The organism is Streptomyces sp. P9-2 (genome assembly GCF_051903975.1).
Taxonomy (GTDB): Bacteria; Actinomycetota; Actinomycetes; order Streptomycetales; family Streptomycetaceae; genus Streptomyces; species Streptomyces cellulosae.
In genome coordinates, this window is record NZ_CP192633.1 from 6680322 (window position 1) to 6694213 (window position 13892).

Below are 13892 nucleotides of genomic sequence, written 5' to 3' on the forward strand. Positions count from 1 at the left end.
CGATCAAGAGCCGCTGTAGTCATCGCAGAACTCGTCACTCCGATGTGTCAGCGCCGTCGCTAGGAGGAGATCCATGGGCACTCTCGGTTCGTTGCGCAGGAAGGCGGTGGCGACGGCCGCGGCCGTCGGCGCGCTCTCGCTCGTCGTCGGCTGCAGCGGCGACAGCGACTCGGTCACCGGTGGCAGCAAGGACGGCGACAAGGTCACCATCACCATGGGCCTGTTCGGCGTCATGGGCATCAAGGAGACCGGCCTGCTGGAGGAGTACGAGAAGAACAACCCAGGCGTCACCATCAAGGCCGAGATAGCCGGTGACGAGCAGACCTACTACACCGCGCTGCAGACCAAGCTGGCCGCCGGCAAGGGCCTGAAGGACATCCAGGGCATCGAGATCGGCCGCGCCAAGGAGATCACCGAGACCCGGCCGGACATGTTCGCCGACTTCGCGGACATCCCCGGCACCGACCACTTCCTGCCCTGGAAGCAGTCCCAGATCACCACCAAGGACGGCAAGGTGCTGGGCCTCGGCACCGACATCGGCCCCATGGCCGTCTGTTACCGCAAGGACTACTTCGAGAAGGCCGGCCTGCCCACCGACCGCGAAGAGGTCAGCAAGCTGTGGGCGGGCGACTGGAAGAAGTACGTCGAGGTCGGCCGCACCTTCAAGAAGAACTTCAAGGGTGACGGCGTCGCCTACACCGACTCGGCCAGCGGCCTGTTCAACGCCATGGTCTACGGCTACCCCGAGCAGTACTACGACGAGCAGGGCGACCTGATCTACGACACCAACCCGGCCGTCAAGGAGGCCTGGGCGCTCGCGTCGGACGCCGCCGAGGAGGACCTGACCGCCAAGCTGCGCCAGTTCCAGCCCGGCTGGGACCCCGGTCTGTCCAACGGCACGTTCGCGACCGCGGTCTGCCCGGCCTGGATGCTGAGCCACATCAGCGAGAAGGCCGGTGACGTCAACAAGGGCAAGTGGGACGTCGCCCGCGCGCCCAAGGGCGCCAACTGGGGCGGTTCCTTCCTCGGCGTGATCGAGGAGAGCCCGGTGAAGGAGGAGGCGCAGAAGCTCGTCGCCTGGCTGACCGCGCCCGAGCAGCAGGCCCGCATCTTCAAGGACCTCGGCAACATCCCGTCCTCGCAGAAGGCCCTCGAGGACCCGACCGTGAAGGCCGTGAAGAACGACTACTTCAGCGGCGCGCCGCTCGGTGAGATCTTCGGCGCCGCGGCCCAGGAGATCCCGGACAAGCAGGTCCTCGGCCGCAAGGACGGCACCATCAAGGACACCTTCTCCCAGGGCCTCGCCCTGGTCGAGCAGGGGACGCCGCGTGACGAGGCCTGGAAGACCACCTCGGAACGCGTGAAGAAGGCGGTCCGCTGACCGCGGTCCCAGCCGCCGTCCCGGGCCCGCCCGCCTTCGGGCGCGGGCCCGGGACGGCTCCCCATCCGCTCTCAGGAAGGAAGTCCGGTGGCCACCTCCACCACCAAGGCCCTGGCCGGCGAGGAGCCGCCGGGCCCGTCCCACGCCCGGGACGGCAAGGAGACCTCACGGCGGCGCGGCGCCTGGCTGCACCGCCTCGACGTCAAGGGCGCGCCGTACGCGTTCGTCGCGCCGTTCTTCGTCGTCTTCGCCGCGTTCAGCTTCTACCCGCTCGTCTACACCTCGTGGATCTCCCTGCACGACGTGGAACTGGCCACGCTCGACATCATGGAGTGGGTGGCGTTCGACAACTACGTCGACCTGTGGGGCGACTCGCGGTTCTGGAACGCCGTGCAGAACACCATCACCATCGGCGTCATCTCCACGGTGCCGCAGCTGCTGATGGCCCTCGGCATGGCGCATCTGCTCAACTACCGCATGCGCGCCTCGCTGTTCTTCCGCGTCGCGTCCCTCGTGCCGTACGCCACGTCCGTCGGCGCCGCCGCGCTCGTCTTCACCATGATCTACGAGCGTGACTTCGGCATGATCAACTGGGCGTTGGGCACCGTCGGCATCGACCCGGTGAACTGGGAGGCCGACAAGTGGCCCGCCCAGGTGGCCATCTCCACCATCGTCATCTGGCGCTGGACCGGCTACAACGCCCTGCTGTACCTGGCCGCCATGCAGGCCATCCCCGCCGAGCGCTACGAGGCCGCCTCCCTGGACGGCGCCTCCCGCTGGCAGCAGTTCACGCACGTCACCGTGCCCGGCATCCGCTCCACGATCGTCTTCACCATCGTGCTCTCCACGATCGGCGCGACCCAGCTGTTCGGCGAGCCGCTGATCTTCGGCCAGGGCCCCAACGGCGTCACCGGCGGGGCGAACAACCAGTACCAGACGCTGGGCCTGCTGCTGTACGAGGAGGGCTGGAAGAACTATCAGATGGGCCGCTCGGCGACCGTCGCCTGGGCGATGTTCATGCTGCTGGTCCTCGCCTTCCTGGCGCAACGGCTGATCAAGCGCCTGCGCTCCCGTACGTCCTGACCTGGAGACGCCATGACCATCCACAGCCTCCCGGCCCGGACGGACGCCCCGGCCCGGACCGAACCCGACCAGCCGGCCCGCCGCGGCGGCGGGCGCCGCCTGCTGCGCGAACGCGCCGGACGCACCCACCACGCGGGTCCGCTCGCCTATGTCCTGCTCGCCGTCATGGCGATCCTGTCCATCTTCCCGCTGTACTGGACGATGGTGGCCGCCTCCACGGACAACACCCGGGTCAGCCAGACCCCGCCGCCGTTCCTGCCGGGCCCCAACCTGTTCGGCAACCTCGCCCGCGCCTGGGACGAGGCAGCCATGGGCAAGGCGATGATCAACAGCACGATCGTGGCCGGGGTGATCGCCCTGTCCACGGTGTTCTTCGCGACGCTCGCCGGGTTCGCCTTCGCCAAACTGCGCTTCAAGGGCCGCAACATCCTGCTGATGCTGGTGATCGGCACCATGATGGTGCCGCCGCAGCTCGGCGTCGTCCCGCTGTTCATGATGATGTCGGAGCTCGGCTGGTCGCAGCAGCTGCCCGCCGTCATCTTCCCCACGCTGGTCAGCGCCGTCGGCGTGTTCTTCATGCGGCAGTACCTCTCCGAGGCGCTGCCCGACGAACTCGTCGAGGCCGGACGGGTCGACGGGGCGCACTCGCTGCGGATCTTCTGGAGCATCGTGCTGCCCGTCGCACGGCCCGCCATGGCCGTCCTGTTCATGATCACGTTCGTGCACGCCTGGAACGACTTCTTCTGGCCGTTCGTGGTGCTCGACATGTCCAATCCGACCGTCCCCGTCGCGCTCACGCAGCTCAGCGCGGGTTATGTCCGCGACCAGTCGCTCATCATGGCCGGCGCGCTGCTCGGCACCCTGCCGCTGCTGGCGATGTTCATCGTCTTCGGCCGCCAGATCGTCAGCGGCATCATGGCCGGCGCCGTCAAGGGCTGACCGCCCCCGCCACAGCGCCGAACCGACACCCCCGCCGGGCCCGCCCGCGCACCCCCGCGGCCGGCGCCCTCCACCCCGAAAGGACTTACGTGGTCACCGCAGCACAGCAGACCGCGCCCTCCCCGGACGCCGCCCGCACCTTCCCCAAGGGCTTCCTCTGGGGTTCGGCCACCGCCTCCTACCAGATCGAGGGCGCCGCCGCCGAGGACGGACGCACCCCGTCCATCTGGGACACCTACGCCCGCACCCCGGGCCGGGTCCGCAACGGCGACACCGGTGACATCGCCACCGACCACTACCACCGCTGGCGTGAGGACGTCGCCCTCATGGCCGAACTCGGCCTGGGCGCCTACCGGTTCTCCCTCGCCTGGCCCCGCATCCAGCCCACCGGACGCGGCCCCGCCGTCCAGAAGGGCCTGGACTTCTACCGGCGGCTGACCGACGAGCTGCTGGAGAAGGGCATCCAGCCCGTCGCCACCCTCTACCACTGGGACCTGCCCCAGGAGCTGGAGGACGCCGGCGGCTGGCCCGAGCGCGCCACCGCCGAACGCTTCGCCGAGTACGCCGCCCTCGCCGCGGACGCCCTCGGCGACCGCGTGAAGACCTGGACCACGCTCAACGAGCCCTGGTGCAGCGCCTTCCTCGGCTACGGCTCCGGCGTGCACGCCCCCGGCCGCACCGACCCGGTCGCCGCCCTGCGCGCCGCCCACCACCTCAACCTCGGTCACGGACTCGCCGTCCGGGCCCTGCGCGACCGCCTCCCGGCCGCCGCCCAGTGCTCCGTCACCCTGAACATCCACCACGTCCGCCCCCTCACGGACAGCGAGGGCGACCGGGACGCGGTCCGCCGCATCGACGCGCTCGCCAACCGCGTCTTCACCGGACCGATGCTGGAGGGCGCCTACCCGGAGGACCTCCTCAAGGACACCGCGGGGCTGACCGACTGGTCCTTCGTGAGGGACGGCGACCTGGAGCGGATCAACCAGCCGCTCGACTTCCTCGGCGTCAACTACTACACGCCCACCGTCGTCTCCGAGACCGACGGCAGCGGCACCCACACCTCCGACGGCCACGGCAACAGCCCGCACAGCCCCTGGCCGGCCGCCGACAAGGTCGCCTTCCACCAGCCGCCCGGCGAGCGCACCGCCATGGGCTGGGCCGTCGACGCCACCGGCCTGTACGACCTGCTGCGCCGGCTGTCGCACGACTTCCCGAAGCTGCCGCTGGTCATCACCGAGAACGGCGCCGCCTTCGACGACTACGCCGACCCCGACGGCAACGTCAACGACCCCGCCCGCATCGCCTACGTCCGCGACCACCTGGCCGCCGTCCACCGCGCCATCCTCGACGGCTCCGACGTCCGCGGCTACTTCCTGTGGTCCCTGCTCGACAACTTCGAGTGGGCGCACGGCTACAGCAAGCGGTTCGGCGCGGTGTACGTCGACTACCCGACCGGCAGGCGCATCCCGAAGGCCAGCGCCCGCTGGTACGCGGAGATCGCCCGCACGGGCGTCCTCCCCGCGGTCTGACCCGAACTCCGCGAGCCCGGCTCCCTGCCCGTGGGGGGACAGGGAGTCGGGCTCGCGGTCGTCACCTCATGCCCGAGCGGCTGCGGAGGATCCCGACGCCGTCGCCGTCGAGTTCGTCGCAGCAGGCCGTGCGGCCGGTCATCGCCATGACGAGGTCGATCGTCCGCCCGGACACGAGCGGCCCGTCCCCGGTGGAGAACGGCCCGTCGTCCGCGACGAGCTTCAGCCCGCCGATCCGCCCCTTCGCGACGACCACGAGGTCGGTGCGCCGGTAGTACTCGGCGACGGCGGTCACGGTCTCGACGGGACAGGCCCTCCGTATGCCGAGCGGCCGCCGGATGTCCTCCCCGTGCACGACGGTCTCGCCGAGCATGGCGACGGCGGGCAGGGGAGGCTTGGTGGTGCTCGACACGGTGCGCCGGAAGCGGCCGAGGGTGTCGGCCGGCCCCGGACCGAGTTGCTGGGCCAGGCGCATGGCGACCTGCTTGTCGAAGTCGAACCGACAGCGGACGACGCCCGCGAGCCACGTGAAGGTGTTGAGACTCGCCCCCGCGGTGAGGTGCGCGAGCACGTCGCGCACGGTGAGCCCGTCACAGAGCGAGGGCGTGGCCCACCGATCGGGCCGGAGCCCCGCGAGATCGCCGGCGAGCGCGGCCCGCTCGGCACGGATCATGGACCACACCGTGGGGTCGGAAAGGGGCGTCATGGGGGGTGGGGATCCTGTCGGCGGGGCGGCGGTCGTCGTTCAGGCGGACTTCCGCCACACGGAGATGTGCTTGGGCGACTCCTGAGTGAACGGTGAGCCGTCCCAGTCCGCGACGCGGCGCTCCAGCTGAAGCCCGGCGATACGGGCCATGAGGTCGAGTTCCGCCGGCCAGGCGTAGCGGTGGCGGGAGGCCCCGCGGCGGTAGCGGCCGTCCTCGCCGTCGCGGGTGAAGTGGTGCGAGACGAGGAGCTGTTCGACGGTGTCGACGGTGTCGAACCCCAGATGCCGCTCCGACACGTCGAACGGCACCGCGACCTGCCCGGGCGGCAGGAACCGCAGGGGCGGCACGCCCAGTTCGATGACGAAGCGGCCCCCGGGGCGCAGATGCCGCGCGGCGTTGCGGAAGCACTCGACCTGTTCGTCCTGCGTGAGCAGGTTCGAGATCGTGTTGTAGACGAGGTACACCAGGGAGAACTCACCCGGCACGACGGTGGTCGCCATGTCCCCGATGACCACCGGCAGCGTGTCCTCGTCGACCTTGCGGCGCAGCACGGCCGCCATGTGCTCGGACAGCTCGATGCCCGTCACCGGCACACCGCGCTCGCGGAGCGGCACGCCCACGCGCCCGGTCCCGACGGCGAACTCCAGCGCGCGGCCGTCGCCGGCCAGTTCGGCGAGAAAATCGACGGTCGCCCCGAGGACGGCGGCCGAGGTCATCTCGGTCTCCTCGGCGTCATAGCGTTCGGCGGACTCAGGACCCCACAGCTCACTACTCGTCACGGTGGGCCACTGTGCCGCGCGGTGAGAGGCCCTGTCGACTCATTTAAGGGCGCGGTGCGTGGCAGACCTGTCCGACAATGGCCCCTGCCGGACTCCTCGACAGACAGGTGGGCGACCGTGGCCGCACCGCACCCGCTCCTCGCGTACTTCCTCGCGGCCGCCGACGGACGCTTCCCGCCGGTCGACGGCAAGGTGACGGTGCTGCCGCCCCTGGCCGGAGGGCTCGAGTGCTCGGTCGCCTTCACCGGCCACGCAGTCGTCGCCACCGCCCTGAGCAGCAAGGCCGTACGGGCCCAGGAACCGGACGGCTTCGGCGCGTCCCTCGCGCCGGACTTTCTGCGCCACCTGGCCGGGCCGAAGGGGTGGATCGACGTCATCGACGTGACTCTCGCGGCCCGCGGCACGGGCGGCCCGCCGCGCCTGGCGGAGCTGGCCGACGCGGACGACCATCCGCGCGTAACGCACGCCAGGGACGTGCGGACGAACGTCGAGGTCTACGGTGACGAGCGCGGCCTCATCACCCTGGCCGACGGCGTCGCCGGACGGCGGGAGCTGAGCATCGAACTCCACGACACCCAGGACGGCGGCGCAGGACACGGACGGTCGCTCATCGCCTACGCCCTGTCCCTCGTCCCGGAGGACGAGCCCGTCTTCGCCGCCGTTTCCCCCGGCAACGCCCGCTCCCTCCGCGCCTTCCTCGCCTGCGGGTTCACGCCGCTCGGCAGCGAGGTCCTGCTGCGTCCGGCACGGGTGTAGTTCGGGCACGCGCCCGCTGTCACGCGGAAGCCGCCGGCCGGAGGCCCAGCCACTGCTCCGCGTCCCACGCCCAGAACCGCTCCACCTCCGTGAACCCCAGCCTGGTCGCCAGCCGGAGGGAGCGGGTGTTGGCGGTCTGGGTGGCCAGGACCACCGGCTCGTCGGGGAGGACGCCCTCGATCCAGTCGAGTGCCGCCCCGCACGCCTCCGCCGCGTACCCCCGCCCCCACGCCAGCGGCAGGAACAGATAACCGAGATCGACCTTGCCCACCGCAGCGGGGCGCGCATGCTCCGCCGCCCTCCTCAGCAGCACCTGCCCGATCATCGCCCCGTCGAGCACGACGACGAAGCTCCCCGGCCACTGCCCGGGCAGGGCCGGCATCTCGCGGTCCACCTCGTCCCGCGGCTTGGCGCCGCCGAGATACGTGTGCACCTCCTGCGACGCGTACAGCTCGACGAACCCCGCACGGTCCCGCGCCTCCGCAGCACGCAGCATCAGCCGCTCGGTCCGGATCGGTGCGGGCGGCCAGGGGACGGGGCCAAGATCGGTCATGCGGGCCAGCCAAGCAGGGTGCTCGGCCGCTTACAAGGGGCGGACCGGGCACGCGACACCGGGTGCGACGCACCCCCCTTCGTCGTCACCACGCCGCCCGCCCCCGCCGTAGCCTCGAAGCATGAGCCCGTACGACGATCACCCCGCCGCCGAGAACGCCCTGGGCGGTTTCCTCCGAGCACGGCGTGCCCGGCTGCGCCCCGAGGATCTGGGCCTTCCCTCCTCGGGGCGGCGAAGGGTGCCCGGGCTGCGGCGTGAGGAGGTCGCCATGCTCGCCGGGGTGAGCACCGACTACTACACGCGTCTGGAGCAGGGCCGTGAACGCCATCCGTCGCCGCAGATGCTCGACGCCGTCGCACGGGTCCTGCGGCTCGACGCCGATGCGGTGGCCCACCTCCACCGCCTCGCCGACGCGGCCGCCCGCCGCACCCGGCGGCCCGCACAGCGCACCGAACGCGTCGCACCCCACCTGCGACGACTGCTCGACGGGTGGAACGACACCCCCGCCTTCGTCCTCGGCACCGCCCTGGACGTCCTGGCCCGCAACCGGCTCGCGGAGGCGCTCTTCGCCGGGTTCACCCACTCCGACAACCTGCTGCGCATGACGTACCTGGACCCGTGGGCCCGCGGCTTCCACCGTGACTGGGACCGGGCCGCCGAGTCGGCCGTCGCGGCACTGCGGCACGCCGCCGGCCTCGACCCCGACCACCCGGGCCTGGGCCGCCTCGTGGGCGAGCTGTCCGTCAAGAGCGCCGACTTCCGCACCCTGTGGGCGCGCCACGACGTACGGGGCAAGACCCATGAGCCCAAGCTGCTCCACCACGCCGAAGTCGGCGACCTGGAGCTGCACTACGAGTCGTTCACCGTCAACAGCGCACCCACCCAGCAGCTCGTCGTCTACCAGGCCGAGCCCGGCACACCCTCCGCCGACGCCCTCGCTCTCCTCGGCTCCCTCAACGCCGAACCCGCCCCCGCGCCGGACAGGACGAGCTGACCGACCGCGCGGGAGCGGGTCCGCACGGGCCGCGCCGCGTCAGTCCCGGGACCGGCGCCCGTCCGCCCGGATGCGTTCGTCGCCCTCGCGGTACAGCACCAGGTGCTCGTGGTACAGAACGCCGTCACGCACGTCGCCCGTGGCGGTGAAGCCGGTGTCGTCGACGTAGTCGATGTGGTCGCCGGTGACGGTGTACCGGCCGGTGTAGGCGCTCCGGCGGGTGCCGCGCGCCTCGTCGTACCGGCCGTCCGGCAGCAGTTCCTGACGGATGTGTCCGTCCGCGGTCACCCACATCCCGACGTACGGGTGCGGGGCGCGGCTTGTGTTGTCGCTGGTCATGGCTCCAGCGTCGCCCGCGCGGCCCACGGCGACCAGGCCGCCGTTCCCCTGGGTGCGGCACACCCACCCGCACCGGCCCTCACCGCCTCCGGTACTCCTGCGTCGGCTCGGCCATCCTCTCCGGCACCACCGGCCCGGGCGTCGGGGCGTCGCCGCTCCGTGGGACGGCCGACTCGCGGGCCGCCGGGGTGGGGCGGGCGTCCGCCGGGGTCTCGGCGGGCTCCGGCGTGGGGCCCGTCGTGCGGGGCGGGGTGGGGGAGCTGGTCAGGGGCGGAGGCGCCAGCGGGACCGTGGGGGACACCGGCCGGTCGGAGGTCGTCGTCGCGTTCTGCAGCGGCAGCGCGACGAGCAGGGCCACCGCGCACGTGAGCCCGGCGCCGACCGTCGTACGCACCAGCCGTCGCCGGGCCGCACGTCGGCGGATCGTCTCGAACCGGCCCGGCGGCGGGCCGAGATGGTCGGACGTGGGCCGCAGAAGCTCCGCGAGCGGGTCGTCCGGCTCGAACTCGGGCCCCTCGTCAGCGTGAGTGATCAAGGTTTCTCCTCAGGTGGGCACGGAGCAGCTCCCTGGCCGCGTGAAGATCGGCCTTGATGGTTCCCTCCTTGCGTCCGGTCACCGCGGACACCTCCCGGACCGGCAGGTCAGCGTAGTAGTGCAGCAGGATCGGCACCCGCAGCCGCTCCGGCAGCGCCTGCACCAGCATCCGCACCGACGGGTCGGAGGGTTCCGTGTGCGGGCGTACGGCCGCCTCGGTGCCGACCCGGCGCACGGTCTTCCGTTCGCGGTCGAGTCTGCGCCAGTGGTCGCGCACCAGGTTGGCCGCGGTGACGTACAGGAAGGCCCGTGGTTCCGTCACGGACGTCCAGCGTGACCACAGCCGGGTGAACGCCTCGGAGGCGATCTCGTGGGCCGTCTCGTCGTCGTCGACCAGACGGCGGCACCAGCCGGCGAGGCGCGGGTAGAGGGCGGCGAAGAGCTCGGACGCTGCCTGCTCGCGGGACCGTTTCAATGCTCTCCATGGTCGGGGCGGACCCGGTGACGGGACACCGCGCGGGGGAAGTGGGGAGGTCCGTGTGCCGGATTGCCGGTGTGACGGTCCGGCACACGGACGCCGGGCGTACGCCGGGTCAGGGGGCGGTGGCGCGGAGCGCCGCGAAGACGATCACGTTGTCGCGGTACTCGCCGTCCTCCAGCGGCCCGCCGCACGTGATGAGCCGCAGCTCCGGCCGTACGGTGTCGCCGTAGACGTCCTCCGTCGGGAAGTCGGCCTTGGCGACCGTGCGGACCGAGGTGACGGCGAACTCCGCCGCCGTGCCGTTCTCCAGACGCACCGTGATCCCGTCGTCCCGCCGCAGCCGCGCCAGTTGACGGAAGACTCCGTCGCCGTAGGGGCCGACGGTGACATGGCCGAGGATCACCGAGGGACCCGGCCGGCCGGGGGTGGGGGAGTACCGGTACCAGCCGGCCGGGTCGTCCGCGGTGATCGGAGGGACCTCCACCGTGCGGTCCGGGGCCAGCCCCAGCCGTACGACCGGGGTGTCGACCCCGAGGGCGGGGATCTCCAGACCGACCGGGACGGAACGCGCCAGGGGGCGCGGCCCGGAGACGGACGACCCCGCCGCGGCGGACGCGCCGGTCCCCGGTGCTCCCGTCGCGGCCGGCCCGTCGCCGACGGAACCGCCACCGCCACTGCCACCGCCGCCGCAGCCCGCGACCAGGCAGGCCACGGCCACGGCGACGACGGCGCGCCTGGAGAACGGGGTCATGCCCCGGACGCCCGCCGGCGCACGACGAAGACGGCCGCACCGCCCGCGGCGAGCACCGCTGCGGCGCCCCCGCCGATCAGCAGACCGTCGCCGCCGGACTGCCCGGCGGCCGGCGCGTCACCGGTGTCCGGGGCGCCGCGCGGCACCACGGAGACCCCGTCGCCCTCCTCCGCCGGAGCCGGAGTCGCCTCGGTGGCGCCGCGGTCGGACGGGACCGGGCTCGGGCCGGTCTCGGCCGCCTGCTCGCCGGAGTCGGTGGGCGCCGCCGTCGTGTCGGGGACGGGGGAGGGGTCGTCGGCGAACGCCGGCATCGCGGTGGCCAGTACGGCGGTGCACGCGAGTGCCGCCGCGCTCAGGACGTTTCGGAGCATGGGACGCTCTCTTTCCTGGGTCCGCCCGCACGGTCGCCCGGCGGGCTGGGGGATGGATCGTGCGGAGAGACGGGGGAGCGGGGACCCAGGTTGCAAAGAGAAGGTAAAGCCGCCAACGGCGCTGTCACGCGGCCCAGTTGTGGGGCTCAGTCGAGGATCGCCGTCGCCTCCACCTCGACCAGCACGTCCGGCTCGAAGAGGTGGCCGACGCCGATGAGGGAGGACGGCGGGAGCGGCAGCGGCAGTCCGATCTCCTCGGCGACCTCCTCGACCCCGGCCATGAACGGGCCGATCTTCTCGGGCGCCCAGTCGGTGACGTAGAAGGTGAGGCGCAGGACGTCGTCGAAGGAGGCGCCGGCGCCGCGCAGGCCGCGCGCCGCGCCCCGCAGCGCGTGGGCGACCTGCCCGGCGAGGTCCCCCGGCGCGAGCGGAGTGCCGTCGGCGGCGCGGGCGACCTGCCCGCTGACGTGCACGTGACGGGTGCCCGTGCCCACGGCGACGTGCTCGTAGGGGGCGGGCTGCAGCATGCCTTCGGGCGTGAAACGGCGGACGGTCACGGGGTCTCCTCGTGTCGAAGCAGTAGGTATACCGTTGATACTTGGTGGCCGAAGGACACTTCAAGGAGACCAGGTATCGTGCCGGAAACCGACGACGGCCGCGCGGGCGGCGAGCTGCGGATCGAGAACGCGCACCGGGAGCTGCTCGACCAGGTGCTGGACAAGTGGTCGCTCAGCGTCCTCAACGAACTCTGCGAGCGCCCCTGCCGCTTCAACGACCTGCGCCGCGCCGTCCCCGCGGTGACCCAGAAGTCCCTCACCGCGACCCTGCGCAGGCTCGAACGCAACGGCATCGTCGAGCGGGAGGTCGTCAGCTCCCGCCCCGTGGCCGTGGAGTACCGCATCACGCCGCTCGGCAAGACCATGCGACGCCCGGTCGACGTGCTCCTGGAGTGGGCCACGGTCCACATGCCCGAGATCGAACAGGCCCGCCGCGCCTTCGACGACCTCGACTGAGCCCGCCCCCTGCCGAGACCGCGGCCGCGACACGCGCCCTCCGCGCGAAACGTGGAAGCGGGACACGGGCCACGCCCCGGGTGTACCAAGGGCCCGGAACGCACCGCGCGACGCGTGAGGAGCGATATGTGGCGATCCAGCGGATGGACAACGTGGCCGTCAACGTCGACGACCTGGAGGCCGCCGTCGTCTTCTTCACCGAACTCGGCATGGAGGTGGAGGGCCGGGCGGAGATCGAGGGAAGCGTCCCGGACGGCATGCTCGGCCTCGACGGCGTCCACACGAGCGTCGCCATGCTGCACACCCCCGACGGCCACGGGAAGCTGGAGCTGACCCAGTTCCACACTCCCGCGGCGGTCACCGTGGGACCCCCGGACCCGCCGCCCCACACCCTGGGCCTGCACCGCGTCATGTTCGCCGTGGACGACCTGGACGACACGCTCGCCCGCCTGCGCCGCCACGGCGCCGAACTCATCGGCGAGGTCGTCGAGTACGAGAACGTCCACCGCCTCTGCGACCTGCGCGGCCCCTCGGGCATCATCGTGGCCCTGGCGGAACAGATCGGTGTCGGAACTCCCGGCCGGCCCCGTGGGGGGCCGAACGCATGACAGAAACGACGACTGCCCTGGTCACCGGTGCCGACAAGGGCCTCGGGCGCGAGGTCGCGGCCCGGCTTTCCTCGCTCGGCACGAACGTCCTGCCGGCCTCGCGCGTCCCGCACCGCGGTGCGGCAGCCGCGGCCGACCTGGGCCCGCGCGTATCCCCGGTCCCCCTGGACGTCACCGACCGCGCGAGCGTCCTGTCCGCCGCCCGCTGGATCGAGGAGCGCTTCGGCCGGCTGGACATCCTGGTCAACAACGCCGGCATCTCCGGCGGGCTCGCCGCCCAGAGCGATCCCGTGGACCACTTCACCACCCGCCCCCGAGGGCCGCGTACGTGCCGTCCGAGACCGCACTCAACTCGCTGACCGTGCAGTACGCCAAGGAACTGCGCGGCCGCGACATCCGGGCCGCCCCGGCACCAGCCGACGGAAGGGGAGCGGACCGTCAGGCAGCCTTGGCCGGGTGCTCCGCCCAGGTGCGAACGGATGCCGTACGAGTTGACCTCAACCGAAGTTGAGTTCCTACGTTCGTCCTCGAGAGCCGCGGCAGCAGGCCGCAGCGCCCACGAGGAGGTCTGTCATGGACGAGCGCACGGCAGAGGCGGCCGTACCCGAGCGCTACCGCTACGCGGTGGTCCCGCACATCATGGTCGACGACGCGGCGGCCGCGGTCGACTTCTACCGGCGGGCGTTCGGCGCGCGGGAGGACTTCCGGCTGGACGCGCCGGGCGGGGGAGTGCTGCACGCCGAGATCACCATCGGGCGGTCGACGCTGATGCTGGGCGACGCGAGCGTGAAGGAGGCGGAGGCAGGGTCCTTCACCGCGCCCGCCTTCCTCGGCGGCGGCACGTCCGTCACGCTGCACGTCTTCGTGCCGGACGTCGACGCGCTGGCCGTGCGGGCGGAGGCGGAGGGCGCGGAGATCCTCCAGCCGCCGACGGACATGTTCCACGGGGACCGCACGGTGATCCTCCGGGACCCGTCGGGGCATCTGTGGGTGTTCCTGACCCACCTCGAGGACGTGAGCGAGGACGAACTCAGGCGACGCCTGGCGGCCGCAGCCCTATAGGCGGGGCAGGC

The 13892-nt window shown here is 72.1% G+C and carries 19 protein-coding genes; 10 read left to right on the forward strand and 9 right to left on the reverse strand.

Features of this window, described 5'->3' with window-relative positions:
• Nucleotides 1–73 precede the first annotated feature (73 nt).
• The 4 genes from ACQY0Z_RS30250 (at nucleotide 74) to ACQY0Z_RS30265 (ending at nucleotide 4932) form a co-directional block, all read left to right on the forward strand.
• Complete coding sequence (locus tag ACQY0Z_RS30250; protein ID WP_439813128.1) at nucleotides 74–1381, forward strand: ABC transporter substrate-binding protein; 1308 nt, start codon at nucleotides 74–76, stop codon at nucleotides 1379–1381.
• A gap of 87 nt (nucleotides 1382–1468) precedes the next feature.
• Nucleotides 1469–2464, forward strand: a complete 996-nt coding sequence (locus ACQY0Z_RS30255) for a carbohydrate ABC transporter permease (protein ID WP_189900723.1) — start codon at nucleotides 1469–1471, stop codon at nucleotides 2462–2464.
• Nucleotides 2465–2476: 12 nt separating this feature from the next.
• Nucleotides 2477–3403, forward strand: coding sequence for a carbohydrate ABC transporter permease (locus ACQY0Z_RS30260; RefSeq protein WP_347224713.1), 927 nt, complete (start codon nucleotides 2477–2479; stop codon nucleotides 3401–3403).
• An 89-nt stretch (nucleotides 3404–3492) separates the two neighbouring features.
• Nucleotides 3493–4932, forward strand: coding sequence for a GH1 family beta-glucosidase (locus tag ACQY0Z_RS30265; protein ID WP_347224712.1), 1440 nt, complete (start codon nucleotides 3493–3495; stop codon nucleotides 4930–4932).
• A gap of 61 nt (nucleotides 4933–4993) precedes the next feature.
• Here the strand turns inward: ACQY0Z_RS30265 and ACQY0Z_RS30270 are convergent, their stop codons facing one another.
• Together ACQY0Z_RS30270 and ACQY0Z_RS30275 are read right to left on the reverse strand one after the other, a co-directional pair.
• Nucleotides 4994–5638: a maleylpyruvate isomerase family mycothiol-dependent enzyme gene (locus ACQY0Z_RS30270; protein ID WP_439813129.1), complete on the reverse strand. Its 645-nt coding sequence runs from the start codon at nucleotides 5636–5638 to the stop codon at nucleotides 4994–4996.
• Between the two features lie 39 nt (nucleotides 5639–5677).
• Complete coding sequence (locus ACQY0Z_RS30275; protein ID WP_254588700.1) at nucleotides 5678–6418, reverse strand: class I SAM-dependent DNA methyltransferase; 741 nt, start codon at nucleotides 6416–6418, stop codon at nucleotides 5678–5680.
• Nucleotides 6419–6535: 117 nt separating this feature from the next.
• On the opposite strand from ACQY0Z_RS30275, the gene ACQY0Z_RS30280 reads away from it, so the two are divergent.
• A complete protein-coding gene (locus tag ACQY0Z_RS30280) occupies nucleotides 6536–7174 on the forward strand; it encodes a hypothetical protein (RefSeq protein WP_439813130.1) in 639 nt (212 codons plus the stop codon).
• Nucleotides 7175–7193: 19 nt separating this feature from the next.
• Here ACQY0Z_RS30280 and ACQY0Z_RS30285 read toward each other — a convergent pair whose 3' ends face one another.
• Nucleotides 7194–7727 (reverse strand): GNAT family N-acetyltransferase, encoded by a 534-nt coding sequence (locus tag ACQY0Z_RS30285; RefSeq protein ID WP_439813131.1) that lies wholly within the window; start codon nucleotides 7725–7727, stop codon nucleotides 7194–7196.
• Between the two features lie 121 nt (nucleotides 7728–7848).
• On the opposite strand from ACQY0Z_RS30285, the gene ACQY0Z_RS30290 reads away from it, so the two are divergent.
• The gene (locus ACQY0Z_RS30290) at nucleotides 7849–8721 is read left to right on the forward strand and encodes an MmyB family transcriptional regulator (RefSeq protein WP_189900736.1); all 873 of its coding nucleotides are present in this window, start codon (nucleotides 7849–7851) and stop codon (nucleotides 8719–8721) included.
• A gap of 39 nt (nucleotides 8722–8760) precedes the next feature.
• On the opposite strand, the gene ACQY0Z_RS30295 is transcribed toward ACQY0Z_RS30290, so the two are convergent.
• The 6 genes from ACQY0Z_RS30295 to ACQY0Z_RS30320 form a co-directional block, all read right to left on the reverse strand.
• Nucleotides 8761–9060: an Atu4866 domain-containing protein gene (locus ACQY0Z_RS30295; RefSeq protein ID WP_189900737.1), complete on the reverse strand. Its 300-nt coding sequence runs from the start codon at nucleotides 9058–9060 to the stop codon at nucleotides 8761–8763.
• Nucleotides 9061–9139: 79 nt separating this feature from the next.
• Nucleotides 9140–9595, reverse strand: a complete 456-nt coding sequence (locus ACQY0Z_RS30300; RefSeq protein WP_189900738.1) for a hypothetical protein — start codon at nucleotides 9593–9595, stop codon at nucleotides 9140–9142.
• Complete coding sequence (locus ACQY0Z_RS30305) at nucleotides 9579–10070, reverse strand: RNA polymerase sigma factor (RefSeq protein ID WP_189900739.1); 492 nt, start codon at nucleotides 10068–10070, stop codon at nucleotides 9579–9581. The genes ACQY0Z_RS30300 and ACQY0Z_RS30305 overlap by 17 nt, the downstream gene beginning before the upstream one ends.
• Before the next feature lie 118 nt (nucleotides 10071–10188).
• Complete coding sequence (locus ACQY0Z_RS30310) at nucleotides 10189–10827, reverse strand: class F sortase (RefSeq protein WP_347224709.1); 639 nt, start codon at nucleotides 10825–10827, stop codon at nucleotides 10189–10191.
• On the reverse strand, nucleotides 10824–11198 hold the full coding sequence (locus tag ACQY0Z_RS30315) for a sortase-dependent protein (protein WP_381729579.1): 375 nt from the start codon (nucleotides 11196–11198) through the stop codon (nucleotides 10824–10826). Before ACQY0Z_RS30315 ends, ACQY0Z_RS30310 begins: the two co-directional genes overlap by 4 nt.
• A 146-nt stretch (nucleotides 11199–11344) precedes the next feature.
• Nucleotides 11345–11755, reverse strand: coding sequence for a Rid family hydrolase (locus tag ACQY0Z_RS30320; RefSeq protein WP_189900742.1), 411 nt, complete (start codon nucleotides 11753–11755; stop codon nucleotides 11345–11347).
• Nucleotides 11756–11833: 78 nt separating this feature from the next.
• On the opposite strand from ACQY0Z_RS30320, the gene ACQY0Z_RS30325 reads away from it, so the two are divergent.
• The 4 genes from ACQY0Z_RS30325 (at nucleotide 11834) to ACQY0Z_RS30340 (ending at nucleotide 13881) form a co-directional block, all read left to right on the forward strand.
• Nucleotides 11834–12211 carry a winged helix-turn-helix transcriptional regulator gene (locus ACQY0Z_RS30325; protein WP_254588020.1) on the forward strand — a complete coding sequence of 126 codons (378 nt, stop codon included), beginning with the start codon at nucleotides 11834–11836 and terminating at the stop codon, nucleotides 12209–12211.
• 128 nt (nucleotides 12212–12339) lie between these two features.
• Entirely contained in the window at nucleotides 12340–12819 is a 480-nt protein-coding gene (locus ACQY0Z_RS30330) for a VOC family protein (RefSeq protein ID WP_439813132.1), read from the forward strand.
• A complete protein-coding gene (locus ACQY0Z_RS30335; protein ID WP_254588022.1) occupies nucleotides 12816–13178 on the forward strand; it encodes an SDR family NAD(P)-dependent oxidoreductase in 363 nt (120 codons plus the stop codon). The genes ACQY0Z_RS30330 and ACQY0Z_RS30335 overlap by 4 nt, the downstream gene beginning before the upstream one ends.
• Before the next feature lie 214 nt (nucleotides 13179–13392).
• A complete protein-coding gene (locus ACQY0Z_RS30340) occupies nucleotides 13393–13881 on the forward strand; it encodes a VOC family protein (protein ID WP_347224707.1) in 489 nt (162 codons plus the stop codon).
• The last annotated feature ends 11 nt before the right edge of the window (nucleotides 13882–13892 follow it).

Coding starts and splice junctions, on each gene's coding strand:
- ACQY0Z_RS30250 (WP_439813128.1), top strand. CDS start 74: ATGGGCACTCTCGGTTCGTTGCGCAGGAAGGCGGTGGCGACGGCCGCG.
- ACQY0Z_RS30260 (WP_347224713.1), top strand. CDS start 2,477: ATGACCATCCACAGCCTCCCGGCCCGGACGGACGCCCCGGCCCGGACC.
- ACQY0Z_RS30270 (WP_439813129.1), bottom strand. CDS start 5,638: ATGACGCCCCTTTCCGACCCCACGGTGTGGTCCATGATCCGTGCCGAG.
- ACQY0Z_RS30285 (WP_439813131.1), bottom strand. CDS start 7,727: ATGACCGATCTTGGCCCCGTCCCCTGGCCGCCCGCACCGATCCGGACC.
- ACQY0Z_RS30290 (WP_189900736.1), top strand. CDS start 7,849: ATGAGCCCGTACGACGATCACCCCGCCGCCGAGAACGCCCTGGGCGGT.
- ACQY0Z_RS30295 (WP_189900737.1), bottom strand. CDS start 9,060: ATGACCAGCGACAACACAAGCCGCGCCCCGCACCCGTACGTCGGGATG.
- ACQY0Z_RS30310 (WP_347224709.1), bottom strand. CDS start 10,827: ATGACCCCGTTCTCCAGGCGCGCCGTCGTCGCCGTGGCCGTGGCCTGC.
- ACQY0Z_RS30315 (WP_381729579.1), bottom strand. CDS start 11,198: ATGCTCCGAAACGTCCTGAGCGCGGCGGCACTCGCGTGCACCGCCGTA.
- ACQY0Z_RS30335 (WP_254588022.1), top strand. CDS start 12,816: ATGACAGAAACGACGACTGCCCTGGTCACCGGTGCCGACAAGGGCCTC.
- ACQY0Z_RS30340 (WP_347224707.1), top strand. CDS start 13,393: ATGGACGAGCGCACGGCAGAGGCGGCCGTACCCGAGCGCTACCGCTAC.